The organism is Sphingomonas caeni, from assembly GCF_026013415.1.
Classification (GTDB): domain Bacteria; phylum Pseudomonadota; class Alphaproteobacteria; order Sphingomonadales; family Sphingomonadaceae; genus Sphingomonas; species Sphingomonas caeni.
The window spans coordinates 166,725-190,429 of record NZ_JAPDOK010000002.1; the positions used below are offsets into that span (position 1 = coordinate 166,725).

Here is a 23,705-nt window from a genome sequence, read left to right on the forward strand (position 1 = left end):
CCATGAAAGGCCTGCCCGGAAACAATCCTGCGCTACCAATCGGATAGAGAAGGGCGCGTCCCTGATGGGAGCGGATTCGGTCCGATCATAACCGGCGGGATCGGAGGCTGGCGGAGCGGGAGGGATTCGAACCCTCGATACGGTTGTGCCGTATACTCACTTTCCAGGCGAGCGCCTTCGACCACTCGGCCACCGCTCCGCATGCTCTGGAAGGCGGTGCCCTAAAGGCTCCGCGGGACCTAGGCAAGCGGCGCGGGGCGTGTCAGTTTCCACTCCATGCTCAAGCCTCTGATCGCGCTCATCGCGCTCGCCGCTCCGCTGGCCTTCACCGTGCCGGCCCATGCCCAGTCCAACCCCTGGGACGCCGCCCCCGAGGACTGGAAGCCGATCCCCGACAACGAGATTCTGGTGATCACGCTGCGCACGGGCAACCAGGTCTTCATCCGGCTCGCGCCGCGCTATGCGCCCGCGCATGTCGTCAATATCCGCAAGCTGGCCGAGGCGCATTGGTGGGACGGCACCGCGATCGTGCGGGTGCAGGACAATTACGTCACCCAGTGGGGCAGCGAGAAACCGCTGCCGCCCCTGGTGATCGAGAACCCGCCCGCGGAGTTCGAATATCGCGGCTATGACGGGGTGACGACGCTGGCGCGGACCGATCCCTATTCGGTCAAGTCGGGCCACAGCGCCGATGGCTGGAGCCTGGCGACCGACGGCAAGACCAGCTGGCTGCCGCATTGCTATGGCGCGGTGGGCGTCGCGCGCGATGTCGCGCCGAGCACCGGGAGCGGCGGCGAACTCTATACGGTGATCGGCAGTCCGCCGCGCCATCTCGACCGCAACATGGCGATGGTCGGCCGGGTGATCGAGGGGATGCAGTGGCTGTCGAGCCTGCCCCGCGGCACCGGGCCGCTGGGCCGCTACCAGACCGACGAGGAGAAGATGCCGATCCTGTCGGTGCGGCTCGCCACCCAATTCCCCGAGGACGAGCGCCCGCACTTCCAGTATCGCGCCACCGACAATGTGCGCTTCGCCGCCTGGATCAACTATCGCGAGAACCGGCCCGAGGCGTTTTTCGGGGTGAAGGCCGGCGGCGCGGATATCTGCAACATGGAAGCGCCGATCCGCCGGACGCCGGGCTGACCTGAAAAGGTCCCGTAAAACGCGCCCATTGGTGACCTTTGCCCGAGGGGAAACGCGCATCCTGATGGATTTGCGGGGCGCCACGGCGCGAAGCTCGACGAGTCAAAGAGCGGCCGTTTCCGGCGCGGTCAATCGAGCAGGCGAAATCCTACATAGCAAGCGTCTCAATCCTCCCCCGCCAGGGGGAGGTGGCGCCGAAGGCGACGGAGGGGGAGGACTCCCCAACGATCGTTCTGGAATCCGCCCCCTCCGTCAGCTGCGCTGACACCTCCCCCCGCCAGGGGGAGGATCCACGATCCACGTTACGGCCCGACCCAGTCGGCCACCTCCGACGCGACCTGGTTGGCAGCCTGGTTGAGCGCGGCGCCCACCGGCGCGGCCTCGATCGGGCTCACCGGCACGCGCGCCTCGAAACGGCGTTTCTCGAACACCGCCTCCTTGCCGCGCATCAGCACCGCGTCATAGACCACCACCGCTTCGCCGCGATCGGCATCGACGCCGAACATGCGGAGTTCTCCGGTGAGCTGGGCGCCCGGATCGATCTGCGACTGGCGGGTGCTGAGCACCACGCGCCCGGTACGCACCGTCACGGTATCGGCGAGAAGGCGGGCGAACAGGCGCGGCGGGGCTTCGACCCACACGGCTTCCTTCACATAGGCGATCGCGATGCCGCCCTGATGGACGGGGATGCGCGGCGCGGCGAGCTCCTGCGGCACTACGGGCACGCCGATGGTGATCGTCGCGGCGCTGGCCGAGCTCGCCGTCTCGCCGACGGGCATCGTCACCGCGGGCGAGAGGGTGAGATAGGCGGCGGGCGGCTTGCCGCCGCCGAACGAGACGCAGGCCGATAGCGGCAGCGCGAGCGCCAGCAGGCAGAGGGTACGGACCGTCATCGGCGGGGGGCTCCCTTCGGGTCATAATCGGGCAGCTTGGGCGGGCCGAGCAGCCCGGTCGCGCCGCCCTGATCGAGTTTTTCGGCGACCGAGGTGAGCGCGGCGGACATCTGGCGCAGATCCTGGACGAGCTGGCCGACCTCGGGGATCGTCTTTTGCGAAAAGGCCTGGAGGCCCGGGCGCGCATCACCGATCGTCGCGTCCAGGGTTTCCATGCTGTGCTGCGCCGAGGCGATGGCGCGGTTGAGATTCTGGACCGCGGGCTTGATGTCCTCCGCGAGCACGCCGTTGGTGGTCGCGGCGAGCTGGCCGATCTGTTCGGCGGCGAGGCCGGCCTTCTGGATCGTCACCCGTGTCTCGGCGAGGGTCGCGGCGATCTCCGGCCCGCGATCGGCGAGCGCTCGGGTCAGCCGGTTGGTGTTTTCGAGGATGCCGGCGATCGACGCCTGGTTCTTGTCGCCGATCAGCTCGGTCAGCCGCTCGGTGAGGGTCGAGAGGCGCTCGAGCAGCTTCGGCGCCGAGTTGAGCAGCGCGCCCAGCCCCGCGGTCTTGGCGGGGATGACGGGGACGCCGAGCGGGCAGGCGGATTTGGGGTTTTCGCGCGGGCAGGCGATCGGCGGCGCGCCCTTGACCGCGCCATCGAGCTGGACGGTCGAGGGGCCGGTGAAGCTGCCCTGGATCGCGGCGGTGGTCCCCTGGAGGATCGGCACGTCGCTCTTCACGGTGATGCGGACGCGAACGAACTGCGGATCGGTCCAGAAGGCGATTTCCTTGACCTGGCCGGAAGGCACCCCCGAGAAGGTGACCTGGGAGCCCGGGCTCAAGCCATCGACCGACTGCTTGAAGAAGATGTCATACTCGCGGTCGGAGCCGGTACTGACGCGCGCCAGCCATACGGTGAACAGCGCGAGCACCGCGAGCAGGATCAGCACGACGGCGCCGACAAGGACGTGGTTCGATCTGGTCTCCATCAGTCCCTCTTTCCCCACGTCATTTCTTGCGGCTCCGCGTGCGCCCGCGTTCGCGCGGCGGATCAGCGGCCTGGACCGCGTTGCGGCCGCGCGGCCCGTTGAAATACTCCTGGATCCAGGGATGGTCCAACGCGAGCAGCTCGGGGATGGTCCCCACCGCGATCACGCGCTGGTCCGCGAGCACCGCCACCCGGTCGCAGATGGCGTAGAGCGTGTCCAGATCATGGGTGATCAGGAAGACGGTGAGTTCGAGCGTCTTCTGGAGCGAGGCGGTGAGCTCGTCGAACGCGGCGGCGCCGATCGGATCGAGACCGGCGGTGGGCTCGTCGAGGAAGAGCAATTCGGGATCGAGCGCGAGCGCGCGGGCCAGGCCGGCGCGCTTCTTCATGCCGCCCGACAGTTCGGCGGGATATTTGGGACCGGCATCGGCGGGGAGGCCGCTCATCACCACCTTGTAGGCGGAGATCTCGTCGAGCAGCTGCTGGTCGAGCGCGGGGTAGAATTCCTTGAGCGGGACCTGGACGTTTTCCGCCACCGTGAGCGTCGAGAAGAGCGCGCCGCCCTGGAAGAGGATGCCCCAGCGCTTGCGGATATCGACCGCCTCGGTCTCCTCGCGGCCGATCGTATTCTCGCCGAACACCTCGATATCGCCGGCATCGGGGGTCTGGAGCCCGATGATCGAGCGCATCAGCACCGATTTGCCGGTGCCCGAGCCGCCGACCACGCCGAGAATCTCGCCCCGGCGCACGTCGAGATCGAGATCGTTGTGGACCACCGCGTCGCCGAAGGTGTTGCGGAGACCCCGCACCCGGATGATCGGCTCATCCTTCGAGGCGGGCCGGTTCAGATCCATCCGATCTGCTCGAAAAAGACCGCGAAAAAGGCGTCGAGGACGATGACGAGGAAGATCGCCTGGACGACCGCGGTGGTGGTGCGGTGGCCGACCTGCTCGGCGTCGCTTTCGACGAGCATGCCCTGATAGCAGCCGGTGATCGCGATGATCACGCCGAAGACGGGCGCCTTGATCAGCCCGACCCAGAGATCGGCGAGCGGCACGACCTCGCGGATATTCTGGATGAAGGTCACCGGCGGAATACCGAGCGAGACCCAGCAGAACAGACCGCCGCCGATGATCCCGATCAGCGCCGAATAGAAGCCGAGCAGGGGCATCATCAGCACCACCGAAATCGTGCGCGGCACCACCAGCGCTTCCATCGGCGACACGCCGATCGTGCGCATCGCGTCGATCTCTTCGGTGAGCTTCATCGTGCCGATCTGCGCGGCGAACGCGGAACCGGAACGCCCCGCGACCATGATCGCGGTCATCAGCACGCCGAGCTCGCGCAAGGTGATGCGGCCGACCAGATTGATCGTGAAGATCTCCGCGCCGAACTGGCGCAGCTGGACCGCGCCCTGCTGGGCGATGACGATGCCGATCAGGAAGTTCATTAGCGCGAGGATGCCGAGCGCCGAAACGCCGACCACTTCGAAGCGGTGGACGGTCGCGTTGAAGCGGAAGCGGCGGGGGTGGAGCGCGATGTTGACGAAGGCGATGATCGTCGCGCCGAGAAAGCCGAGCAGGCCGTAGAGCGTGTGCCCGGCCTGGACGACCGCATCGCCGACCTCGCCGAGCACGCGCTTGAACGGGTCCATCTGGGGCGGGGCGACCGCGACCGGCTGCTGCGCGGCGGCGACCTGGTCGAACAGATATTGCGCGTCCTTGTCGAGCCCGGTGACGGTCGCGCCGCGCGCCTGGGCGAAGCGATGGATCACCCAGGCGCCGACCGTGTCGATCCGGTCGATCTTGCTGAGATCGACCTTGACCACGGTATCGGGAAGCGCATCGAGCCGCGCGGGCAAGTTGCCCAGCCGCGCCAGCGACAGATCGCCGGTGAAGCGGAGCGTTCCGCCGCTCTCGGCCCCGCTGAAATCGGCATAAGCGCTCATCGCGCACACCTTGCCGCGTTTTGGGGTGGAACGGCAAGCGCCTGGCGACTTACATGGGTCAATGCCCACACCTTCGCCGCTTCTCGCCATCTACGACATGGACAAGACGATCACCCGCGCGGCCACCTGGACGCCGTTCTTGATCCATGCCGCAAGGGCGCGCGCGCCGTGGCGGCTGGCGCTGCTGCCCGCGGCGGGACTGGCCGGGCTGGGTTATATGCTGAAACTGGTGAGCCGGGCGCGGCTCAAGGAGATCAGCCAGCGGCTGATGCTCGGCCGGGCGCTTTCGGAAGACGACATGCGCGCGGTGGCGGAGGCGTTCGCCGATCAGGTCGCGGCGACGGGGGTGCTCGAGGGCGCGCGGGCGCGGATCGCTTCGGACCGGGCCGAGGGCTACCGGATCGTGATGGCGACCGCCTCGCACGGCTATTATGCCGCCGCGATCGCCGCGCGGCTGGGGATTGGCGATGTGATCGCGACAGGTGCGAAGCGCGATGCGCAGGGGCGTGTCCTTGCCAAGCTCGAAGGGGACAACTGTTACGGAGGCGCAAAGCTCCGCATGGTCGAGGCCTGGCTGGCGCGCGAAGGGATCGTACGGGGCGGGTGCCATGTGCGGGCCTATTCGGATCATGTCTCCGACGCGCCGCTGCTGGCCTGGGCGGATGAGGCGTTTGCGGTGAACGCGCATGGGCCGCTGGCGGCGCTGGCCAAGGCGAAGGGATGGGTGGCGCTGGATTGGCTTTAACCCCTCCGTCATCCCGGCGAAAGCCGGGACCCAGAGCCGCAAGCGACACGGCTGAGCTACCCTGGGTCCCGGCTTTCGCCGGGATGACGACAATGGGAGTCAGAGCAGCGTATCCACCGCATGGATGGCCACGCCGACCAGCCCGCCGACCAGCGTCCCGTTGATCCGGATATATTGCAGGTCCCGGCCCACGGCGTTCTCCAGCCGCCCGGTCACCGTGCGCGCGTCCCAGCCCTTGATCGTGTCCGACACCAGCCGGACGATGCCGTCGCCATAATCCGCCGCCGCCCCCACCGCGGCGCGGCGGACGAAGCGGTTGATCGTGTCGGCGAGGCGGCGGTCATTCTGAAGGGTCGCGCCGAACTGGAGCATCGCATCGCCCATCTTGCCCGCCATCGCGCTGCCGGGATCGCGCGCGATCGCCAGCAGGCCGGCCCGGCTCGCTTCCCACAGCCCCTCGATCCATTGCTGGAGCGCGGGGTTGGCGAGCATCTCGATCTTGAACGCCTCGACCTTGGCGCGGAGCTCGGGCTTGTGCTGGAGATCGTGCGCGAGCCCCGCGAGCCCCTCCTCGGCCTTGGCGCGCAAGGGGTGGCCGGGGTCGGACGCCATCTCGTCGATCAGCTTGTGGAGGCCGTCGATGATCTTGTTGGCGAGCGTCTCGTCGAGCCCGGTCCAGCGCATGATTCCGCCGGCGCGGGCATGGACCATGTCGCGGATCAGATGCTCGTTGTGGAGCAGGATGCGCGAGGCCCAGCGGATCATCCCGTCGAGCATCGGCACATGGCGGTCGCTGGCGATCGCGGCCTCGAGCGCCTTGCCGAACAGCGGCGCGGTCTCGAGGCCCCGCAGCCGCACCGCGATCGCGCTCTTGACCATCCCGCCCAGCCGCTCCTGATCGAGCGATTCGAGCAGATCGGCGGCAAGGCGGCTGGCGCCGGTGCCGAGGCGGCCGCCACCCTTTTCCGGGCGCTGGAGCCAGCGCCCGAGCGCGCCCGCGGCATCAACGCGGCGCATGCGGCGCGCAACGACGCCGGGGATCAGGAAATTGTCGCGCAGAAAGGCGGCGAGGGTGGCGCCGATCCGGTCCTTGTTGCGCGGGATGATCGCGGTGTGCGGGATCGGCAGGCCGAGCGGGTGGCGGAACAAGGCGGTGACCGCGAACCAGTCGGCCAGGCCGCCCACCATCGCCGCCTCGGCGAAGGCGCGGATATAGCCGACGACCGGGTGGACGGGCCCGACCCAGCGCGCGGCGAGGAAGACCGCCGCCATCGCCACCAGCAACAGGCTTGCGATCCAGCGCATCCGGCGCAGCTCCGGCGAGACCGGATCGGCCGGACGGGGGGAGCGCGCGAACAGGTTCATGCGCTCCCCAATCGTTCAGACCGGCCTAAGTTCACTCAGGCGCTCACTCCGCCGGGTGGGGATCGTCGGGATAATGGTCGATATGCTCGCCCTTTTTCAGGTCGATCACACGGCTGCCCGCTTCGTCACCCGGATTATAGGTGAGCAAGGTCTTGCGCAGCTTCGGCCCGAGCCATTGCTCGACCCCGGTGGCGAGGCTGAAGCTCGCGGGCACGATCACCAGCGTCAGCACGGTCGACAGGATCAGGCCGCCGATCACGGTGATGCCCATCGGCGCGCGCCACGAGGCGTCGCCGCTGAGCGAGACGGCGGTGGGGATCATGCCTGCGACCATCGCGATCGTGGTCATCACGATCGGCTGGGCGCGCTTGTGCCCGGCGTCGAGGATCGCGGTGAACTTGTCGACGCCCTTCTCCATCTCCTCGATCGCGAAATCGATCAGCAGGATCGAGTTCTTCGCGACGATGCCGAACAGCATCAGGATGCCGATGAACACCGGGAGCGAGAGCGGCTGGCCGGTGGCGAGCAGCGCGAGCAGCCCGCCGAGCGGCGCAAGCAGCAGCGAGCCCATGTTCACCAGCGGCGACATGAAGCGGCGATAGAGCAGCACCAGCACCGCGAAGACGAGGAAGATGCCTGCCCCCAGCGCGATGAAGAAGTTGGTGAGCATCTCCGCCTGCCACTTGGCCTGGCCGACGGTCAGTTCGCCGATGCCCGGGGGCAGATGCTTCATCACATCCAGCTCGTGGATCTGCTTCATCACCTCGCTGTTGACCCAGGGCTTGCCGGTCGCCGGGTTGATGGCGAGGTCGGCACCGACGACGATGCGGCGCTGCAGGTTGAGCCGTTCGACCTTGGTCGGGCCCGCGCCGAAGCTGATGTCCGCGATCACGCGCAGCGGCACCGATCCGCCCGACTGGGTCTGGACAGGCATGTTCTGCAGCGTCGAGAGGCGCGTGCGCGCATCCTCGTTCATCGCCACCTTGATCGGGATCTGGCGGTCGGACAGCGAATATTTGGCGCTGTTCTGGTCGATATCGCCGAGCGTCGCGGTGCGGATCGCCTGGCTGAGCGCCGCGGTGGTGACACCCATATTGGCCGCCAGATCGAGCCGCGGCTTGATCAGGATTTCGGGCCGCTGAAGGTCGCCCGAGATACGCGGCGCGGTGAGGCTCTTCATGCCGCGCATCGCCTCGACCAGCTTGAGCGCGGTATCGTTGAGCAGCTGGGGATCCTCGCCGCCCAGCGTGACGGTGATGTCGCGGCCGCTGGAGCCCCAGCCCTGCTGCGAGCGGAAGCCGACACGGGCATCGGCGATCTTGAGCAGCGTCGGCGCCATGCGGCGCTGGAAGGCGTTGCTCTGCTCGGGGCGCTTGTCGCGCAGGATCGCGACGACGCGGCCATTGCCGACGCCCGAGCGCGAATAGACATGCTCGACCGTGCCGCTTTCCTTCCTGAGGATCGCGGCGACCTGATCGACGACGCGCTCGGTCTGTTCGAGCGTGGTGCCGGGTACCATCTCGATCGTCGCGGTGATCGCGTCCTCGTCCTGCTCGGGCTGGAAGGTCATCGGCAGGATGAAGAAGCAGGCGATCGTCATGGCGAAGGCGACGAAGCCCGCGAGCACCGCCGACCAGCGATGCCTGAGCGTCCAGCGCAGCATCGCCAGATAGGCGTTCATCACCGGGCCTTCGCCGTGCGGCTTGTGGCCCTTGGCCTTGAGGAAATAGGCCGAGATCATCGGCGTGATGAGGCGCGCGACGGCGAGCGACATCAGCACCGCGGCGACCACGGTCATGCCGAAATTCTTGAAGAACTGGCCCGAAATGCCAGGCATCAGGCCCACCGGCAGGAACACCGCGACGATCGACATGGTGGTCGCGACCACCGCGACGCCGATCTCGTCGGCGGCGTCGATCGAGGCCTGATAGGCCGATTTGCCCATGCGCATGTGTCTGACGATATTCTCGATCTCCACGATCGCATCATCGACCAGGACACCGGCCACCAGGCTGAGCGCGAGCAGGGTCATCTGGTTGAGCGTGAAGCCCATCAGATCCATGAAGAAGAAGCTGGGAATCGCCGACAAGGGAATCGCGAGCGCCGAGATGAAGGTCGCGCGCCAATCGCGCAGGAACAGCAGCACGACGATGACGGCGAGCACGGCGCCCTCGATCATCGCCTCCATCGCCGAGTGATATTGCTGCTCGGCATATTTGGACGAGTTGAACAGCAGCTCGAACCGGACCTTGCCGCCATTGGTCTCCTCGAGCTTCTTCAGCTTGGCGTCGGCATCGTGGAACACGGTGACGTCGGAGGCGCCCTTGGCGCGGTTGATGTCGAACGCGATCACCTGATGCCCGTCGAACTTGGCGCGGCTGCGCTGTTCGGCGAACGAATCCTCGACCTTGGCGATATCGGCGAGGCGCACGGTGCGCCCGCCGCCCAGCGAAATCTGGGTCTGGCCGAGCGCATAGGCGCTCTTGGCATTGCCGAGCACGCGGACCGACTGTTCATAGCCCGAGATTTCGGTGCGGCCGCCGGGCGCGTTGAGGTTCACCTGGCGCAGCTGCTGGTTCACCTGGCTCGCGGTGAGGCCATAGGATTGCAGCTTGAAGGGATCGAGGTTGATCCGGATCTGACGATCGACGCCGCCCGAACGGCTGACCGCCGACATGCCGGGAACCGCGAGCAGCTCCTTCGACACGGTGTTGTCGATGTACCAGCTCAGCTGCTCGACGGTCATGTCGGGCGCGATCGCGGTGAAGCTGGCGATTTCGTTGCTGGTGGTGTCGGCGCGGCCGACCTGCGGCTCGAGGATGCCGTCCGGCAGGTCCGAGCGGATCTGCTGGATCGCCGAGCGCACATCCTCGACCGCGCGGTCGATCGGGGTGCCGATCGCCAGCTGGACGATCGTCTGCGAATTGCCTTCCTGGACGGTCGAGTTGATCTCGTCGATGCCCTGAAGGCTCCGGACCGCCGACTCCACCTTTTGCGTGACCTGCGTCTCGAGCTCGGCCGGCGCGGCGCCGGGCTGCGAGATCGCGATCCAGACGATCGGGAACTCGATGTCGGGATCGTTGTTCACGTCCATCCGCGCGAAGCTGAAAAAGCCCGCGATGGTGAGCGCGATGAACAGGACGAGCGAGGGAACCGGGTTACGGATCGCCCAGGCGGAGATGTTCCGGAAGTTCATGGCTTATTTGGTCCCTTGCTTGACCGGAATGACCTTCTGGTTGGGGGTGAGGAACGCACCGGCGGTGAGAACGACCATTTCGCTGCCGTCGAGGCCGGCCGGGATCGCCACGCCCTGCTCGCTCACGTCGCCGGTGGTGACCGGCTTGCGCTGCGCCGAACACTGGGTGAGCTCACCCTTCTTGTTCTTCTGGCAGTCGATGAGGATGTACACGAAATTCTTGCCCTCTTCGTCGGTCTGCACCGCCGACTGGGGCAGGATCACCGCCTGCTGGCCGCCCGCGACGATCCGCGCCGAGGCGAAGCCACCGGGACGGAGCGCCGGATTGTAGCTGAGCTGGATGCGGGCGATGCCCTGGCGGTTCTGCGGATCGATCACCGGCGAGACCTGCCACACCGTGCCGTTGAATACCTGGGCGCCGCCGACCGGCGTGACCTGGGCGCCGACCCCGGAATGAACGCGCTGGAGATCGGCCTCGCTCAGCTGGGCGCGGAGCTCCATCTGGCCGCCCGCGGCGATACGGAACAGTACGCCCGAGCCCGCACTGATGATCTGGCCCGGCTCGACCGCGCGGGTGAGCACCAGCCCGGCGGCGGGCGCGCGGATATCGAGGCGGCGGTTGCGCGCGCGCGTCTCGTTGAGCTGCGACTCGGCGACGCGAACGCGCGCCACCGCCGCATCGCGGGTCGCGGTCTTGCGGTCGATATCGGCCTTGGAGACGAAGCCGCGGCCCACGAGCGACTGGGCGCGCTTGAGATCGGCCTCGGCGAGCGTGGCGTCGGCGCGGGCGACGCGCACCTGCGCGGCCTGCGATTCGGCGGTGTTCGACTGGACCGAGCGGTCGACCGTGGCGAGCACCTGGCCGGCCTGGACCCAGCTGCCCGGCTCGACGAGCACGCGGGTGACCTGGCCGCCTTCGCCGGCGACGCCGACGGGCATTTCGCGCTTGGCGGCGAGCGTGCCGGTGCCGGTGACCACGATCTCGACATTGGTGATGCCGGGCGTCGCATAGGTGACGGTCGGCATCTGATCGTTGCCGCCCTTCTTCTGCCCCGCGGCAGCGGCGCCCGGCGCGCCCTTGGCGGCGCCCTTGGCCGCGGGCTGGGGCGCGCGCATCATCACGAAGGCGACCGCGAGAATCGCCACGACCAGCAGGATACCGACGATCCAGGGCCAGCGCCGCTTGCGCCCGTAATCACCCTCCAGTGCCAGCTGATCCCCGTTTCTACCGAACATGCCTGCCTCATAATTCATGTGCGCATCCTCGAAACCGGCCGCTGGCCGGGCCCAAGAAGCGCTGTATTAGATGAATAAGGCACCGACCACAAGCCGCGGTTTCGTCCCCCGGCGCGCCAATGCCCGTTTTCGCAATATTCTGCAAGGGTGGCAGGGGATTGGACCGGGCCGAAACGGTGCAGGGTTAAGAAAGCGGTTGCAATGGCGCCCGCGCGGCGCGACTCTCCGGTCCAGGCTCGCGCGAACGGGCCGCTTACAGGAGGAAACACCATGCCTACCGGTATTCTCGGCTGGCTTCTGATCGGCCTCGTCGCGGGCGTGCTCGGCAAAATCATCATGCCGGGGAAGGACCCGGGTGGCGTCATCGTCACCATCCTGCTCGGCATCGCGGGGGCGCTGCTCGCTTTCTATCTGACCCCGATGATGGGCTATGACCTGACCCACGCGATCTGGTGGCAGCAATATCTGGCGGCGACCGGCGGCGCGATCCTGCTGCTCGCAGTCTACCGGCTGGTGATGGCGAAGCGGACGTAGGTTTATCGCGGTGCCGGCCCGCTCCCCCACCCGGCCTCCCTTGCTTTAGTATCCTGTGGGAGGCCGGGTGGGGGAGCGGGCCGGCACCGCAATCGCCGCGTGAGCGGTGAAAGCCGTTCAGATTGCATTAGTCCCGCGTACGGCAGCCCCGTGCGCGGGACTTTTTTCCGGGAGATTGAGATGAGAGCGTTGATTCTGGGTCTGGCGGCAGCGGCCGCCGTTGCGAGCCTGCCTGCTCAGGCGCAGGTGACGCCTGTGCCGCAGATGATCGACGGCACCGTGCTCGAGGTTTCGGCCGAGGGCCGCACCACGCGCGTGCCCGATCTCGCGATCGTCCAGGCCGGGGTGACGACACAGGCGCCGACCGCGGGCGAGGCCTATGCCCAGGCCAATGCCAAGATGGCGCGGGTGATCGCCGCGCTGCGGGCGGCGGGGGTCGCCGAGCGCGACATCCAGACCTCGAATATTTCGCTCTCGCCGCAATATCGCGACCGCGACAACCAGCCGCCGGTGATCTTCGCCTATCAGGCTTCGAACAGCGTGACCGTCCGATTCCGGGACATTTCGAAGGCGGGCACGATCCTCGATACGCTCGTCCGCGAGGGCGCGAACACGATTTCGGGGCCAAATCTGACTCTCGCCCAGCCCGACGCGGCGATGGACGAGGCGCGGGTGGACGCGATCGGCAAGGCGCGCGCGCGGGCCGAACTCTACGCCAAGGCGGCGGGGCTGCGGGTCGACCGGATCCTGACGATTTCGGAGGGCGGCGCGAGCCCCATGCCGATTGCAGGGATACGGATGGGTTTCGCCGACAAGGCCGAGGTCATGCCCGGCGAGCAGGAGGTCAATGTGACCGTGACCGTGCGCTTCCTGCTGAAATGACGTGAAAAGGGCCGCGGGTCATCCCCGCGGCCCTTTTTTCCCTCCGCTTCTTGTGGCTCAGCGCACCGCGCCGCGGCGGATGAGATTGACCACCGCGAGCAGGATGATCGCGCCGACCAGCGAGACCAGGAATGCCGTCGGGTTGGTGGGCGCCTCGTTGATGGTGCCGCCGCCGAACAGCACCCCGCCCAGAAACGCGCCGACGATGCCGACGACGATGTTGAGGAAGAGTCCTTGCTGCGCGTCGGTGCGCATCACCATGCTGGCGAGCCAGCCCACGACGCCGCCGATCACGAGCCAAACCAGAAGTCCGACCATTTCAAACCCTCCGTTTACGCCCGGCCATCCGGGCATGCGGGAGAAAAAGCCGTAACGGCCTCAGTTGGTTCCCGATTCCTTAGTTGCGCTGCGCTGAGCTGCGGCACCGGCCCACTCCCCCACCCGGCCTCCCTTACTTTAGTAGCCTATGGGATTGTGAGGTCGGTCATGCCCCCGGCATGACCTGAACAGCGCGGGGCGCTGTTCACCTCACACTGGGTGGCGGAGTGGGCCGGTGCCGCTCCGTCGCCGTGAGGCGACCACCGGAAACGAAACCGGCCCGCTCCCCTTTCGGGAAGCGGGCCGCCATCTTGCCCGGCGTAACCGGGATCAGTATTTCTGCTGGCGCTCGTAGAGCGAGCGGTAATGCTGGATGCGCGTCACGCGCAGCCCCGGCATGCCCGAGCGATCGATCGCGCGCTGCCAGCCGGCGAATTCCTCGACGGTGAGGTTGTAGCGTGCGCAGACCTCGTCGACGCTGAGCAGCCCGCCATTGACGGCAGCCACCACCTCGGCCTTGCGGCGCACGACCCAGCGGGTCGTTTCGGGCGGCGGCAGCGAATCCAGCGTCAGCGGTTCGCCGAGCGGGCCGATTACCTTGGCGGGGCGAATCTTCTGGTTCTCAATCATCTACTGACCTCATCGGGGCGGGGGCCCCATTCACTCACAACGTTAAAACGACCGATATCCACCTGACTTGAACATCGGATAAAACGGCACGGTAAACGGCCGCTTCAATTCTGTTGCCGAGGCGTTAGCGCCGGCGCGATCAGGCGATAGCGCGTCAGCGCCAGCGCGGTGATCCGGTGGAAGGCGCCGTGCACGGGGGCGAGCAGCACCTCCATCGGAGTCGTGACCATCAACTGCGCCTGGGCCCGGGCGGTCGGACTCGCCGCCTGCCGCGCGGCGACGCCGACCAGCAGCACCGCCAGCTCGATCGGCATAGCCGTGACCGCGACGTCGCGATCCAACCTGGCGAAGCTCAAATCCACAAATACCCATCCGCATGAAATCTCGTTCGGATGGCCATGAGTACCCAAGAAGGTTGAAGGGGCCGTAAAGCCCATGAAAACTGGCGCTTAACCCTTCGTCCCGTTATGGGGCGGGCGCATGACTTCCGGAGATTTTCAATTGGACGGGCCGCTGAATGCGCGGCGGATCGTCGTCGCCATGTCGGGCGGTGTCGATTCCTCGGTGGTGGCCGCGCTGGCCGCGCGGACCGGTGCCGAAACGATCGGCGTGACGCTTCAGCTTTACGATCATGGCGAGGCGGTGGGGCGCGCGGGAAGCTGCTGCGCGGGGCGCGATATCCGCGACGCGCGCGCGGTGTGCGACGGCCTCGGGATCGCGCATTATGTGTTCGATCACGAATCGCGCTTTCGCGAACAGGTGATCGACGATTTCGCCGACGAATATCTGGCCGGGCGCACCCCGATACCGTGCGTGAAGTGCAATATGGGGCCGAAATTCACTGATCTGTTCAAGCTGGCGCGCGATCTGGGGGCGGATTGCCTGGCGACCGGCCATTATGTGCGGCGGATCATGGGCGCGCATGGGCCCGAGCTGCACCGCGCGGTCGATCCGGCGCGCGACCAGAGCTATTTCCTGTTCGCGACGACCTCCGCCCAGCTCGATTTCCTGCGCTTTCCGTTGGGCGGGCTGCCCAAGGCGCGGGTGCGCGAGCTGGCGGCCGAGTTCGGGCTGGGGGTTTCGGCCAAGCCCGACAGCCAGGACATCTGCTTCGTCCCCGACGGCGACTATGCGCGGCTGGTCAAGAAATTGCGGCCCGAGGCGGGGGTGGGCGGCGAGATCGTCGATGAGGCGGGCCGGGTGCTGGGCCGCCATGCCGGGCTGATCCATTTCACCGTCGGGCAGCGCAAGGGGCTCGAGATCGGCGGGCTGGCCGAGCCGCTCTATGTGCTGCGGCTCGAACCCGAGACCAGGCGCGTGGTGGTGGGCCCCAAGGCGGCGCTGGCGGTACGCGCGGCGCGGATCGAGGGGGTGAACTGGATCGGCGACGGCTTCGAGGGCCCGGTCACCGCAAAGGTGCGCAGCCTCGCCAAGCCGGTGCCGGCGGGGATCGAGGGCGACCGGGTGGTGTTCGATTCCCCCGAATATGGCGTCGCGCCGGGGCAGGCGGCGGTGCTCTATGCCGGCGACCGGGTGCTCGGCGGCGGCTGGATCGCCGAGACCGAGCGGGCGGAGATGGTTACAGCGTAAACTCGCCCTCGATCACCGTCACGCAGGTGCCGCGCAGGATCGCGCGGTCCCCGCTCAACGTGCAGCCGACATGGCCGCCGCGCTTGCTCGCCTGGAAAGCGGTGAAGCTGTCGCGCCCGAGGCGCTTTGCCCAATAGGGCGTCAGCACCGAATGCGCCGAGCCGGTCACCGGGTCCTCGTCGATCCCGGCGGCGGGGGCGAAGACACGGCTGATGACGTCGGTGTCGGCGCCCGGGGCGGTGACGATGTTGAGCGTGTCGCCGATCGCGGCGAGCGCACGGAAATCGGGGGTGAGGGCGAGCACCGCATCGGCGCTGTCGAGCACGGTGAGGTCGTAGCCGCCGGGGTGGCGGAGCGTTTCGGCCGAGGCAATGCCCAAGGCCTCGAGCAGGCCGGGGATGGCCATGGGCTCGGGCGGGTAAGCGGGGAGCGCCATGGCATAGGCGTCGCCGTCTCGTGCCACCTCCAATATCCCGGCCTTGCGGGTGCGGAAGGTCACCCTCTCGCGGTCGGGGAATTTGCCGAGGATGTAGTGCCCGCTCGCCATCGTGGCGTGGCCGCACAACGCGACCTCGACCGCCGGGGTGAACCAGCGCAGCTCATAATCCGCCGCGCCGCTCGCATCGGGGATGATGAAGGCGGTTTCGGCGACGTTATTCTCCTCGGCGATCGCCTGGAGGACCGCATCGTCGAGCCAGGCCTCGAGCGGCATCACCGCGGCCTGGTTGCCGGTGAAGGGCTTGTCCGCAAAGGCGTCGATCTGGGCGAAGGGGAGTTTCATCGATCAGGTATCCTTGAGGAGATCGGCTTCGGCGAGTGCGTTGCCGGGCTCGTCAACCTGCCCTTCCGGATCGATATGGATCAAGATTTCGGTGCCGGGAAATTCTTGGGCGAGGCGAAGCTCGACTGTCTCGACCACGTCATGCGCCTCGCGGATGGTGAGATCAGGGTCCATCCAGATGTGGAACTGGGCAAAATCGCGGTTGCCGCTGGTGCGGGTGCGCAGGTCGTGCAGCCCCTTGAGCTCGGGATGGCGGCCGGCGATCTCGACAAAGGCGCGGCGCTTCGCCTCAGGCCATTCCTTGTCCATCAGCTGATCGATCGCCGCGACCGACGCGCGCCACGCGCCGAACAGCAGCCAGAAGCCGATGGCGACTCCGAACAGCGCATCGGCGCCGCCGATGTGCGCGTAATTCTCGAGCAGCAGCGCCGCGATCACCGCGCCGTTGAGCATCAGGTCCGACTGGTAATGAATATTGTCGGTGCCGATCGCGATCGATCCGGTGCGGCGGATCACCGAGCGCTGATAGGCGGTGAGCGCGAGCGTGACCGCGATCGCGATCAGCGAGACCGAGATGCCATATTCGGGATCGCTGCTCGTCGCGCCGGCGATCAGCCGGTCGACCGCGCGCCACAGGATCGCCGCGGCGGAGAGCGCGATGATCGCGACCTGGAACAGCGCCGCCAGCGCCTCCGCCTTGCCATGGCCGAAGCGATGGTCGCTGTCGGCGGGCTGGGAGGCCCAGTGGACGCCGCCCAGCGTCACCAGCGAGGCGACGAAATCGAGCAGGCTGTCGCCGAGCGAGGCGAGCACCGCGACCGATCCGGTCTTCCACGCCGCCCAGGCCTTGAGGCTGCCGAGGAAGAGCGCGGCGGCGACGCTGGCGAGCGCGGCACGGCGGGCGAGGTTGGTCACAGCCGAAGTTTCACGGGTAGAGCAGGCCTTCGGTCCAGCCGCTTTCGGTGCGGGTGAAGAGGCGGCGTTCGTGGAGACGGTGGGCGCGGTCCTGCCAGAATTCGATTCGGGCAGGCGTGACGCGGTAGCCGCCCCAATGCGGGGGGCGGGGGACGGCACCGCCTTCGAAGCGCGCCTTGATTGCCTCGAACCGGGCCTCGAAGGTTTCGCGCGAGTCCAGCGGGCGCGACTGGTCCGAGGCCCAGGCGCCGAGCTGCGAATCGCGGCTTCGCGAGGCGAAATAGGCGTCGCTTTCGGCGTCGGTGGCGAAGCTGACCGCGCCCTCGATGCGGATCTGGCGGCGCAGCGATTTCCAGTGGAACAGCAACGCCGCCTTGCTGCCGGGCCCCAGCTCGCCCGCCTTGCGGCTCTCGCGGTTGGTATAGAAGACGAAGCCGTCGGTGCCATGCCCCTTGAGCAGCACCATCCGCACCGAAGGCTGCCCGTCCGCGCCGACCGTCGCCAGCGCCATCGCGTTGGAGTCGTTGGGTTCGCTCGCACGCGCTTCCGCGTACCAGGCGTCGAACAGGGCGAAGGGATCGTCGGCCATGGCGGCGCATTAGCCGGAACGAGTCCGAGCGTCATGCTTTGAATCGGCCTCGCAACACGGAGGCAGGCATGGCCGCGCGGGCCTATTGGCAAGGGCAGATCCGGCTGGCGTTGGTCTCCATTCCCGTGGAGATCTACACCGCCACCAAATCGGGCGCGCAGATCGCCTTTCACCAGATCCACGAGCCGAGCGGCAAGCGGATCAAATATGAGAAGGTCGCGCCGGGGGTTGGGCCGGTCGATGTCGACGAGATCGTCAAGGGCTTCGAGATCGAGAAGGGCGAATATGTCCTGCTCGAGCAGGACGAGATCGATGCGGTGAAGCTCGAATCGAAGAAGACGCTCGAGCTGACCCAGTTCGTCGACGCGGATGAGATCGACGTGCTCTATTATGAAAAGCCCTATTTCGTGGTGCCCGCGGACGATCTCGCCGAGGAGGCGTTCATCGTGCTGCGCGAGGCGCTCAAACGCAGCCGCAAGGTCGGGCTGGGTCAGCTGGCGATGCGCGGGCGCGAATATGTGGTGAGCCTGAAGCCGTGCGGGCGGGGGATGGTGCTGGAGACGCTGCGTTATGCCGATGAGGTCAACAAGGCGCAGGGCTATTTCCGCGACATTCCCGATTCGGAGCCCGATCCCGAATTGCTCGGGCTGGCGGAGTCGCTGATCGAGAAAAAGGCGGGGAAGTTCGATCCCAAGATCTTCCACGACCGCTATGTCGATGCGCTGAAGGGGCTGATCGAGCGCAAGCGCAAGGCCAAGGGCAGGAAGATCATCGAGGAGGCCGATGAGGGTCCGGCGAGCCGCGGGTCGAACGTGGTCGATCTGATGGCGGCGCTCAAGAAATCGCTCGAGAAGCCGGGGGCGAGATCGAGCCCGGCGGTCAAGACCAAGCCGGTGAAGGCGCCCGCGAAGAAGCGGGCGTGATGGCCGATCCGCTCGCCCGATATAACGCCAAGCGCGACTTCGCGAAGACGGCGGAGCCCGCGGGCAAGGCGGCCAAGGGCACCAGCAAGCATGGGAGCCATCGCTTCATCGTCCAGAAGCATGATGCGACGCGGCTGCACTGGGATTTCCGGCTGGAAGCGGACGGCGTGCTCAAGAGCTGGGCGGTGACGCGCGGGCCGAGCCTCGATCCGGAGGAAAAGCGCCTGGCGGTGCGGACCGAGGATCATCCATTGTCCTATGCCGATTTCGAGGGGACGATCCCCCAGGGCGAATATGGCGGGGGCACGGTGATGCTGTGGGACAGCGGCAGCTGGGCGCCGGTTCCGGGCAAGAGTGCGAAGGATCTGGAGAAGGGGCACCTCCACTTCACGCTCGATGGCGAGCGGATGAAGGGGGAGTGGCTGCTGATCCGGCTCAAGCCGCGCGGCAAGGAGCGCCACGAGAATTGGCTGCTCCGCAAGCTCGACGATGACGAAGCGGGCGCGACCGATGCCCTGGTCGAGACGGGGCTGACCAGCGTCAAGACCGGGCGGACGATGCAGGAGATTGCCGAGGGCGCCAAACCGCATCCGTCATCCCGGCGGAAGCCGGGACCCAGGGCGGCGAACGAAGCGCCCGCGACCCTGGGTCCCGGCCTTCGCCGGGATGACGGAAAGAAAAAGCCGTCGCCCAAATTCCAGCCGCCGCAGCTGGCGACGCTGGTCGATAGCGTCCCCGCCGGCGCCCAGTGGCTCCACGAGGTCAAATATGACGGCTATCGCGCGCTGCTGAGCATCGGCGCGGGCGGGCCGAAGGTCTTCACGCGGACCGGGCTCGACTGGACGGGCAAGTTTCCGGGGATCGCCGAGGCGGCCGAGTCGATCCCGGGCGCGGCGCTGATCGACGGCGAGATCGTCGCGTACAGGGAGGGGAAGCCCGATTTCTCGACGCTGCAGGAGGCGATCTCGAACGGAGGCGAGGGTCTGACCCTGTTCGCGTTCGACCTGCTCTCGCAGGACGGCGAGGATCTGGCCAAACTCCCGCAGATCCAGCGCAAGGAACGGTTGCGCGCGCTGGTGGCGGGGGCGGACGCCAAGGTTGATGGGCGCATCCAGTTCTCCGAGCATGTGCTGGGCAGCGGCGAGCAATTGTTCACGGCAATGTGCCGCGAGGGCTATGAAGGCGTCGTCTCCAAAAAGGCCGACGCCCCCTATCGCGGGGCGCGGACCAAGGCCTGGCTGAAGGTGAAATGCACGCGGCGGCAGGAATTCGTGGTCATCGGCTGGTCGCCGAGCAGCGCCAAGGGGCGCGGGTTCCGGTCATTGCTGCTGGCGGTAAACGGCCCGCAGGGGCTGGTCTATGCGGGCAAGGTGGGGACGGGGTTCAGCACCGCGACGCTCCACGCGCTGCGCGAGAAGTTCGACCGGATCGCGGTCGAGAAGCCGCCGGCCCCGGTGCCGCGGGCCGAGGCGCGCGGGGTCCATTGGGTAAAGCCCCAGCTTGTCGCCGAGATCGCCTTCGCCGAATTTACCGCCGAAAAGGTCGTCCGTCATGCAAGCTTCCTGGGGCTGCGCGAGGACAAGCAGGCGAGCGACGTGGTCGCCGAGGAGGCCGTACCCGTGCCCGAACTGCCCGAATCGACCGTGAAGATCAGCAGCCGGGACCGCGTCATCTATCCCGAATCGAGGATCACCAAGGGCGAGCTCGCCGATTACTACGCGCAGGTGGCGCCGATCCTGCTGCCCTGGCTCGCCAGCCGGCCGATCAGCCTGGTGCGGTGCCCGCAGGGGCGCGCCAAGGCCTGCTTCTTCCAGAAGCACGATGCCGGATCGTTCGGCGACCATGTCCATCATGTCGATGTCCGCGAGAAGGATGGGTCGGTCGAACCCTATCTCTATGTCGATGACGCCGACGGGGTGATGGCCTGCGTCCAGATGGGGACGATCGAATTCCATGGCTGGGGCAGCCTCGTCGCCGATATCGAGAAGCCCGACCGGCTGGTGTTCGATCTCGATCCCGATGAGGGGCTGGATTTCGGGGCGGTCAAGAAGGCGGCGGAAGATTTGAAGGAGCATCTTGCCGATATCGGGCTGACGAGCTGGCCGATGCTGTCGGGCGGCAAGGGGGTGCATGTGGTGGTGCCGCTGATCCCCGCCGCCGAATGGCCGGCAGTGAAGAGCTTCGCCGAGCGGTTCGCGCGGGCGCTGGCGCAGGCCGAGCCCGATCGCTTCACCGCCAATCTCAAAAAGGCCGAGCGCAAGGGCAGGATCTTCATCGACTATCTGCGCAACCAGCGCGGGAGCACCGCGGTGCTGCCCTATGTCGCGCGGGCCCGCGAAGGCGCTCCGGTCGCGGCGCCGGTGACGTGGAGCGAGCTGCGCGACATCGAAAGCCCCAAGGCCTTCTCGATCCGGGACGGCGCCACGCTGATCGATCGGGCGAATTCGCGCGCGCTCTGGGGCTGGGGTACCGCCGACCAATCCTTGCCCGACCTCTGATCGCTTGTTGCATGGCAGCATGACTTGCCCCATTCGGTAGGGCGATTGGGGTAGGAGTGCATGTGGCCAGCCGCGCCGCCACGACATTGTTCGACGCCGGCGTGATCGCCGAGCGCTGGATCGCGGACTATTGCGCGCATGGCCGCAAGGGCGACGTGCTGTGCGACCGCGTGGACGGCGATGCCAGCTGGAGCGCGGTGTTCGAGGAGCTGGCGACGCTGTCGGGCGAGGCGCTCGATCATGCCCGCGAGCGCGCGCAGCGCCATGCCGAGGATATCGGCACCGGCTTCCGCATCGCGGGCGAGGGCGAGGAACGGCCCTGGCCGCTCTCGCCGGTGCCGCTGCTGATCGCCAGCGAAGAATGGCGGGGGATTGCGGAAGGCGTCGCCGAGCGCGCCGACCTGATGGAGCGGGTGCTCGCCGATCTCTATGGCGAGGGCGCGCTGGTCCGCGATGGGCACGTCCCCGCCGCGCTGGTGACCGGCAGCCCCTTCTTCCTGCGTCCGCTGGCCAATCTCGAGCCCCCCGGCGGCTATCACCTCCAGTTCGTCGCCGCCGATCTGGGGCGCGGACCGAACGGCGAATGGCGCGTGCTCGCCGATCATATCCGCGCGCCCGCCGGGGCGGGCTATGCGCTCGAGAACCGGCTGGCGATGGCGCGGACGCTGGGGGGCTTGCAGGGGCGGCTCAATATCGAGCGGCAGGCGCCCTTTTTCGGGGCGTTTCGCGACGGGCTCGCGGCGCTGTGCCGCCGGGTCGATCCGCGAATCGGGCTGCTCACGCCCGGGCAGCTCAATCCCAGCTATGCCGAGCAGGCGCATCTGGCGCGCTATCTGGGCTTCCTGCTGGTCGAGGGCGCGGATCTGGCGGTGCTCGACGACAAGCTCTACGTCCGCACCATCGCCGGGCTGAAGCGCGTCGACGCGCTGTGGCGGCGGATCGATCCGCGGCTGCTCGATCCGCTGGCGCTCGACTCGCACTCCGCGATCGGCGTGCCAGGACTGATCGACGCGATGGCGGCGGGCAATGTCGTGCTCGCCAATGCGCCGGGCAGCGCGATGCTCGAAGCGCCCGCCTTCGCCGCCTTCCTGCCGCGGCTGGCGCGGCATCTGCTTGGGCGTCCGCTCAAGCTGCCCAATATCGCGACCTGGTGGTGCGGGCAGGATGCCGAGCGGGCGAAGGTCGAGGCCGGGCTCGATACGCTGCTGATCGCCCCTGCCTTCGGGCCCAATCCGCTGGGGCTGCCCGAGGGACCGGCGCTGGGATCGGCGATCACCGGCGAGGCGCGCGCGGCACTGCTCGCCGACATGGCACGCCGGCCTCAGGACTATGTCGGGCAGGAGCTGGCGCGGCTTTCGACCATGCCGGTGGTGACCGGCGACAGCCTCGAGCCGCGGCCATTCACGCTGCGCGTCTTCGCGGCGCGCGGGGCCGACGGGCAATGGACCGTGCTCCCCGGCGGCTTTGCCCGGATCGGCGAGAATCCCGATCCGCGGGCGGCGGTGATGGGCGAAGGCGTGTGGTCGGCGGATGTCTGCATCCATGGACCCGAGCCGGTGGCGCCGGTTTCGCTGCTGCCCTCGGGCGATTCGACCCAGCTCCGGCGCAATCCGGGCACCCTCCCCAGCCGCGCCGCGGACAATCTCTTCTGGCTCGGCCGCTATCTGGAGCGCGGCGAGGCGCAGCTTGCGCTGCTGCGCGTGCTGCTCGGCCATTCGATCAGCGCGGATACGGGCGCGGCGCTGCCGCCCGAGACGGTGCAGCGGCTCGTCAATCTGATCGTCGCGGCGGGATCGGCGCCCGCGCCCAGGACGCTGCGGCGCGCGGACCTGACCCAGTTCGCGCGGACGGCGCTGGAGGATGAGGAGGGCGGATACAGCGTGCGGCTCGTCAACCGCCAGGCGCGCAAGATCGGCGAAGTGTCGCGCGAGCGGCTCTCGGCGGACATGATCCATCTGCTCGACGCGCCCTTCCCCACCAAGGGTTCGCTGCTCGACCGCGCGGGTTCGCTCCAGCGGCGCTATTCGGCGCTAGCCGGCCTGTCCGCCGAGCATATGGCGCGGACCGATGCGTGGCGCTTCCACGATCTCGGCCGCCGGATCGAGCGCGCGGCGACGACGGTGCGCTTCGTGCGGACGTTCGGCGGGGCGGCGGCGAGCGCCGACGATCTTTCGACGCTGCTCGATCTTGCCGACAGCCAGATCAGCTATCGCCAGCGTTACCTGACCGGGATCGCGCGCGTGCCGGTGCTCGATCTGGTGAGCCTCGATCCGGGCAATCCGCGGTCGATCGCATTCCAGGTCGCGGCGCTCGCGGCGCATCTCAACACGCTGCCGGTGCTCTCGGACGATGGGCTCGCCGAGCCCCAGCAGGAGCAGGCGCGCGAGCTGGCGGCGATCCTGGTGACCGCCAATGCGCTGCGGATCGATGACGGCGTGTTCGCCGATCTGGAGACGCGGCTCTCGCGGCTCTCGGACGCGGTGGCACGGCGCTATTTCCTGCAGGGGGCGGAGCCGCTGCGCGCGGCGGGCATGACGTTGGCGTGAGCA

The 23,705-nt window shown here is 67.7% G+C and carries 21 protein-coding genes and 1 tRNA gene; 8 read left to right on the forward strand and 14 right to left on the reverse strand.

Going from position 1 to position 23,705, the window contains the following annotated elements:
• Positions 1–108 precede the first annotated feature (108 nt).
• Positions 109–199, reverse strand: a tRNA-Ser gene (locus tag OF829_RS05420).
• Positions 200–276: 77 nt separating this feature from the next.
• Between OF829_RS05420 and OF829_RS05425 the strand changes: the two genes are divergently transcribed.
• Positions 277–1,143: a peptidylprolyl isomerase gene (locus tag OF829_RS05425; protein WP_264938966.1), complete on the forward strand. Its 867-nt coding sequence runs from the start codon at positions 277–279 to the stop codon at positions 1,141–1,143.
• A 302-nt stretch (positions 1,144–1,445) separates the two neighbouring features.
• Here the strand turns inward: OF829_RS05425 and OF829_RS05430 are convergent, their stop codons facing one another.
• The 4 genes from OF829_RS05430 to OF829_RS05445 are packed head-to-tail and all read right to left on the reverse strand — an operon-like array spanning position 1,446 to position 4,954.
• Complete coding sequence (locus OF829_RS05430) at positions 1,446–2,036, reverse strand: ABC-type transport auxiliary lipoprotein family protein (RefSeq protein WP_264938967.1); 591 nt, start codon at positions 2,034–2,036, stop codon at positions 1,446–1,448.
• Positions 2,033–3,007, reverse strand: a complete 975-nt coding sequence (locus tag OF829_RS05435; protein WP_264938968.1) for an MlaD family protein — start codon at positions 3,005–3,007, stop codon at positions 2,033–2,035. The genes OF829_RS05430 and OF829_RS05435 overlap by 4 nt, the downstream gene beginning before the upstream one ends.
• A 19-nt stretch (positions 3,008–3,026) precedes the next feature.
• Positions 3,027–3,860, reverse strand: a complete 834-nt coding sequence (locus tag OF829_RS05440) for an ABC transporter ATP-binding protein (protein ID WP_264938969.1) — start codon at positions 3,858–3,860, stop codon at positions 3,027–3,029.
• The gene (locus OF829_RS05445; protein ID WP_264938970.1) at positions 3,851–4,954 is read right to left on the reverse strand and encodes an ABC transporter permease; all 1,104 of its coding nucleotides are present in this window, start codon (positions 4,952–4,954) and stop codon (positions 3,851–3,853) included. The genes OF829_RS05440 and OF829_RS05445 overlap by 10 nt, the downstream gene beginning before the upstream one ends.
• Positions 4,955–5,015: 61 nt before the next feature.
• Between OF829_RS05445 and OF829_RS05450 the strand changes: the two genes are divergently transcribed.
• Positions 5,016–5,699: an HAD family hydrolase gene (locus OF829_RS05450; protein WP_264938971.1), complete on the forward strand. Its 684-nt coding sequence runs from the start codon at positions 5,016–5,018 to the stop codon at positions 5,697–5,699.
• Between the two features lie 99 nt (positions 5,700–5,798).
• On the opposite strand, the gene OF829_RS05455 is transcribed toward OF829_RS05450, so the two are convergent.
• Genes OF829_RS05455 through OF829_RS05465 form a run of 3 tightly spaced genes read right to left on the reverse strand, consistent with a single transcriptional unit; the run spans position 5,799 to position 11,514 of the window.
• The gene (locus OF829_RS05455; protein ID WP_264938972.1) at positions 5,799–7,064 is read right to left on the reverse strand and encodes a DUF445 domain-containing protein; all 1,266 of its coding nucleotides are present in this window, start codon (positions 7,062–7,064) and stop codon (positions 5,799–5,801) included.
• A gap of 43 nt (positions 7,065–7,107) precedes the next feature.
• On the reverse strand, positions 7,108–10,260 hold the full coding sequence (locus tag OF829_RS05460; RefSeq protein WP_264938973.1) for an efflux RND transporter permease subunit: 3,153 nt from the start codon (positions 10,258–10,260) through the stop codon (positions 7,108–7,110).
• Positions 10,261–10,263: 3 nt separating this feature from the next.
• Complete coding sequence (locus OF829_RS05465; protein WP_264938974.1) at positions 10,264–11,514, reverse strand: efflux RND transporter periplasmic adaptor subunit; 1,251 nt, start codon at positions 11,512–11,514, stop codon at positions 10,264–10,266.
• Between the two features lie 252 nt (positions 11,515–11,766).
• Here OF829_RS05465 and OF829_RS05470 point away from each other — a divergent pair, with 252 nt between their 5' ends.
• Together OF829_RS05470 and OF829_RS05475 are read left to right on the forward strand one after the other, a co-directional pair.
• Entirely contained in the window at positions 11,767–12,030 is a 264-nt protein-coding gene (locus OF829_RS05470) for a GlsB/YeaQ/YmgE family stress response membrane protein (RefSeq protein ID WP_264938975.1), read from the forward strand.
• A gap of 180 nt (positions 12,031–12,210) precedes the next feature.
• A complete protein-coding gene (locus tag OF829_RS05475) occupies positions 12,211–12,912 on the forward strand; it encodes an SIMPL domain-containing protein (protein WP_264938976.1) in 702 nt (233 codons plus the stop codon).
• Positions 12,913–12,969: 57 nt separating this feature from the next.
• Here the strand turns inward: OF829_RS05475 and OF829_RS05480 are convergent, their stop codons facing one another.
• The 3 genes from OF829_RS05480 to OF829_RS05490 all read right to left on the reverse strand — a co-directional run bounded on the left by OF829_RS05480 (position 12,970) and on the right by OF829_RS05490 (position 14,174).
• Complete coding sequence (locus OF829_RS05480; RefSeq protein ID WP_264938977.1) at positions 12,970–13,230, reverse strand: GlsB/YeaQ/YmgE family stress response membrane protein; 261 nt, start codon at positions 13,228–13,230, stop codon at positions 12,970–12,972.
• 330 nt (positions 13,231–13,560) lie between these two features.
• Entirely contained in the window at positions 13,561–13,860 is a 300-nt protein-coding gene (sciP, locus tag OF829_RS05485) for a CtrA inhibitor SciP (RefSeq protein ID WP_264938978.1), read from the reverse strand.
• 104 nt (positions 13,861–13,964) lie between these two features.
• A complete protein-coding gene (locus tag OF829_RS05490; RefSeq protein WP_264938979.1) occupies positions 13,965–14,174 on the reverse strand; it encodes a hypothetical protein in 210 nt (69 codons plus the stop codon).
• 166 nt (positions 14,175–14,340) lie between these two features.
• Here OF829_RS05490 and mnmA point away from each other — a divergent pair, with 166 nt between their 5' ends.
• Complete coding sequence (gene mnmA / locus OF829_RS05495) at positions 14,341–15,450, forward strand: tRNA 2-thiouridine(34) synthase MnmA (RefSeq protein ID WP_264938980.1); 1,110 nt, start codon at positions 14,341–14,343, stop codon at positions 15,448–15,450.
• Here mnmA and OF829_RS05500 read toward each other — a convergent pair.
• From OF829_RS05500 to pdxH, 3 genes are read right to left on the reverse strand one after another with little or no spacing between them, the layout of a single operon-like run.
• Positions 15,440–16,231: a PhzF family phenazine biosynthesis protein gene (locus OF829_RS05500; RefSeq protein WP_264938981.1), complete on the reverse strand. Its 792-nt coding sequence runs from the start codon at positions 16,229–16,231 to the stop codon at positions 15,440–15,442. The two genes, mnmA and OF829_RS05500, sit on opposite strands and share 11 nt — an antisense overlap.
• 3 nt (positions 16,232–16,234) lie before the next feature.
• Positions 16,235–17,146 (reverse strand): cation diffusion facilitator family transporter, encoded by a 912-nt coding sequence (locus tag OF829_RS05505; protein ID WP_264938982.1) that lies wholly within the window; start codon positions 17,144–17,146, stop codon positions 16,235–16,237.
• A gap of 10 nt (positions 17,147–17,156) precedes the next feature.
• Positions 17,157–17,735, reverse strand: coding sequence for a pyridoxamine 5'-phosphate oxidase (pdxH, locus tag OF829_RS05510; RefSeq protein ID WP_264938983.1), 579 nt, complete (start codon positions 17,733–17,735; stop codon positions 17,157–17,159).
• Positions 17,736–17,803: 68 nt separating this feature from the next.
• Between pdxH and ku the strand changes: the two genes are divergently transcribed.
• The 3 genes from ku to OF829_RS05525 all read left to right on the forward strand — a co-directional run bounded on the left by ku (position 17,804) and on the right by OF829_RS05525 (position 23,702).
• A complete protein-coding gene (gene ku / locus OF829_RS05515; RefSeq protein ID WP_264938984.1) occupies positions 17,804–18,658 on the forward strand; it encodes a non-homologous end joining protein Ku in 855 nt (284 codons plus the stop codon).
• Positions 18,658–21,156 carry a DNA ligase D gene (gene ligD / locus OF829_RS05520; RefSeq protein WP_264938985.1) on the forward strand — a complete coding sequence of 833 codons (2,499 nt, stop codon included), beginning with the start codon at positions 18,658–18,660 and terminating at the stop codon, positions 21,154–21,156. Before ku ends, ligD begins: the two co-directional genes overlap by 1 nt.
• Positions 21,157–21,218: 62 nt before the next feature.
• Positions 21,219–23,702, forward strand: a complete 2,484-nt coding sequence (locus OF829_RS05525; protein WP_264938986.1) for a circularly permuted type 2 ATP-grasp protein — start codon at positions 21,219–21,221, stop codon at positions 23,700–23,702.
• Positions 23,703–23,705: the final 3 nt, after the last annotated feature.

What these genes read in the sequence shown, in the direction of transcription:
- OF829_RS05425 (WP_264938966.1), top strand. Translation starts at nt 277, where the DNA reads ATGCTCAAGCCTCTGATCGCGCTCATCGCGCTCGCCGCTCCGCTGGCC.
- OF829_RS05430 (WP_264938967.1), bottom strand. Translation starts at nt 2,036, where the DNA reads ATGACGGTCCGTACCCTCTGCCTGCTGGCGCTCGCGCTGCCGCTATCG.
- OF829_RS05435 (WP_264938968.1), bottom strand. Translation starts at nt 3,007, where the DNA reads ATGGAGACCAGATCGAACCACGTCCTTGTCGGCGCCGTCGTGCTGATC.
- OF829_RS05440 (WP_264938969.1), bottom strand. Translation starts at nt 3,860, where the DNA reads ATGGATCTGAACCGGCCCGCCTCGAAGGATGAGCCGATCATCCGGGTG.
- OF829_RS05445 (WP_264938970.1), bottom strand. Translation starts at nt 4,954, where the DNA reads ATGAGCGCTTATGCCGATTTCAGCGGGGCCGAGAGCGGCGGAACGCTC.
- OF829_RS05450 (WP_264938971.1), top strand. Translation starts at nt 5,016, where the DNA reads ATGCCCACACCTTCGCCGCTTCTCGCCATCTACGACATGGACAAGACG.
- OF829_RS05455 (WP_264938972.1), bottom strand. Translation starts at nt 7,064, where the DNA reads ATGAACCTGTTCGCGCGCTCCCCCCGTCCGGCCGATCCGGTCTCGCCG.
- OF829_RS05460 (WP_264938973.1), bottom strand. Translation starts at nt 10,260, where the DNA reads ATGAACTTCCGGAACATCTCCGCCTGGGCGATCCGTAACCCGGTTCCC.
- OF829_RS05465 (WP_264938974.1), bottom strand. Translation starts at nt 11,514, where the DNA reads ATGAATTATGAGGCAGGCATGTTCGGTAGAAACGGGGATCAGCTGGCA.
- OF829_RS05470 (WP_264938975.1), top strand. Translation starts at nt 11,767, where the DNA reads ATGCCTACCGGTATTCTCGGCTGGCTTCTGATCGGCCTCGTCGCGGGC.
- OF829_RS05475 (WP_264938976.1), top strand. Translation starts at nt 12,211, where the DNA reads ATGAGAGCGTTGATTCTGGGTCTGGCGGCAGCGGCCGCCGTTGCGAGC.
- OF829_RS05480 (WP_264938977.1), bottom strand. Translation starts at nt 13,230, where the DNA reads ATGGTCGGACTTCTGGTTTGGCTCGTGATCGGCGGCGTCGTGGGCTGG.
- sciP (WP_264938978.1), bottom strand. Translation starts at nt 13,860, where the DNA reads ATGATTGAGAACCAGAAGATTCGCCCCGCCAAGGTAATCGGCCCGCTC.
- OF829_RS05490 (WP_264938979.1), bottom strand. Translation starts at nt 14,174, where the DNA reads ATGCCGATCGAGCTGGCGGTGCTGCTGGTCGGCGTCGCCGCGCGGCAG.
- mnmA (WP_264938980.1), top strand. Translation starts at nt 14,341, where the DNA reads ATGACTTCCGGAGATTTTCAATTGGACGGGCCGCTGAATGCGCGGCGG.
- OF829_RS05500 (WP_264938981.1), bottom strand. Translation starts at nt 16,231, where the DNA reads ATGAAACTCCCCTTCGCCCAGATCGACGCCTTTGCGGACAAGCCCTTC.
- pdxH (WP_264938983.1), bottom strand. Translation starts at nt 17,735, where the DNA reads ATGGCCGACGATCCCTTCGCCCTGTTCGACGCCTGGTACGCGGAAGCG.
- ku (WP_264938984.1), top strand. Translation starts at nt 17,804, where the DNA reads ATGGCCGCGCGGGCCTATTGGCAAGGGCAGATCCGGCTGGCGTTGGTC.
- ligD (WP_264938985.1), top strand. Translation starts at nt 18,658, where the DNA reads ATGGCCGATCCGCTCGCCCGATATAACGCCAAGCGCGACTTCGCGAAG.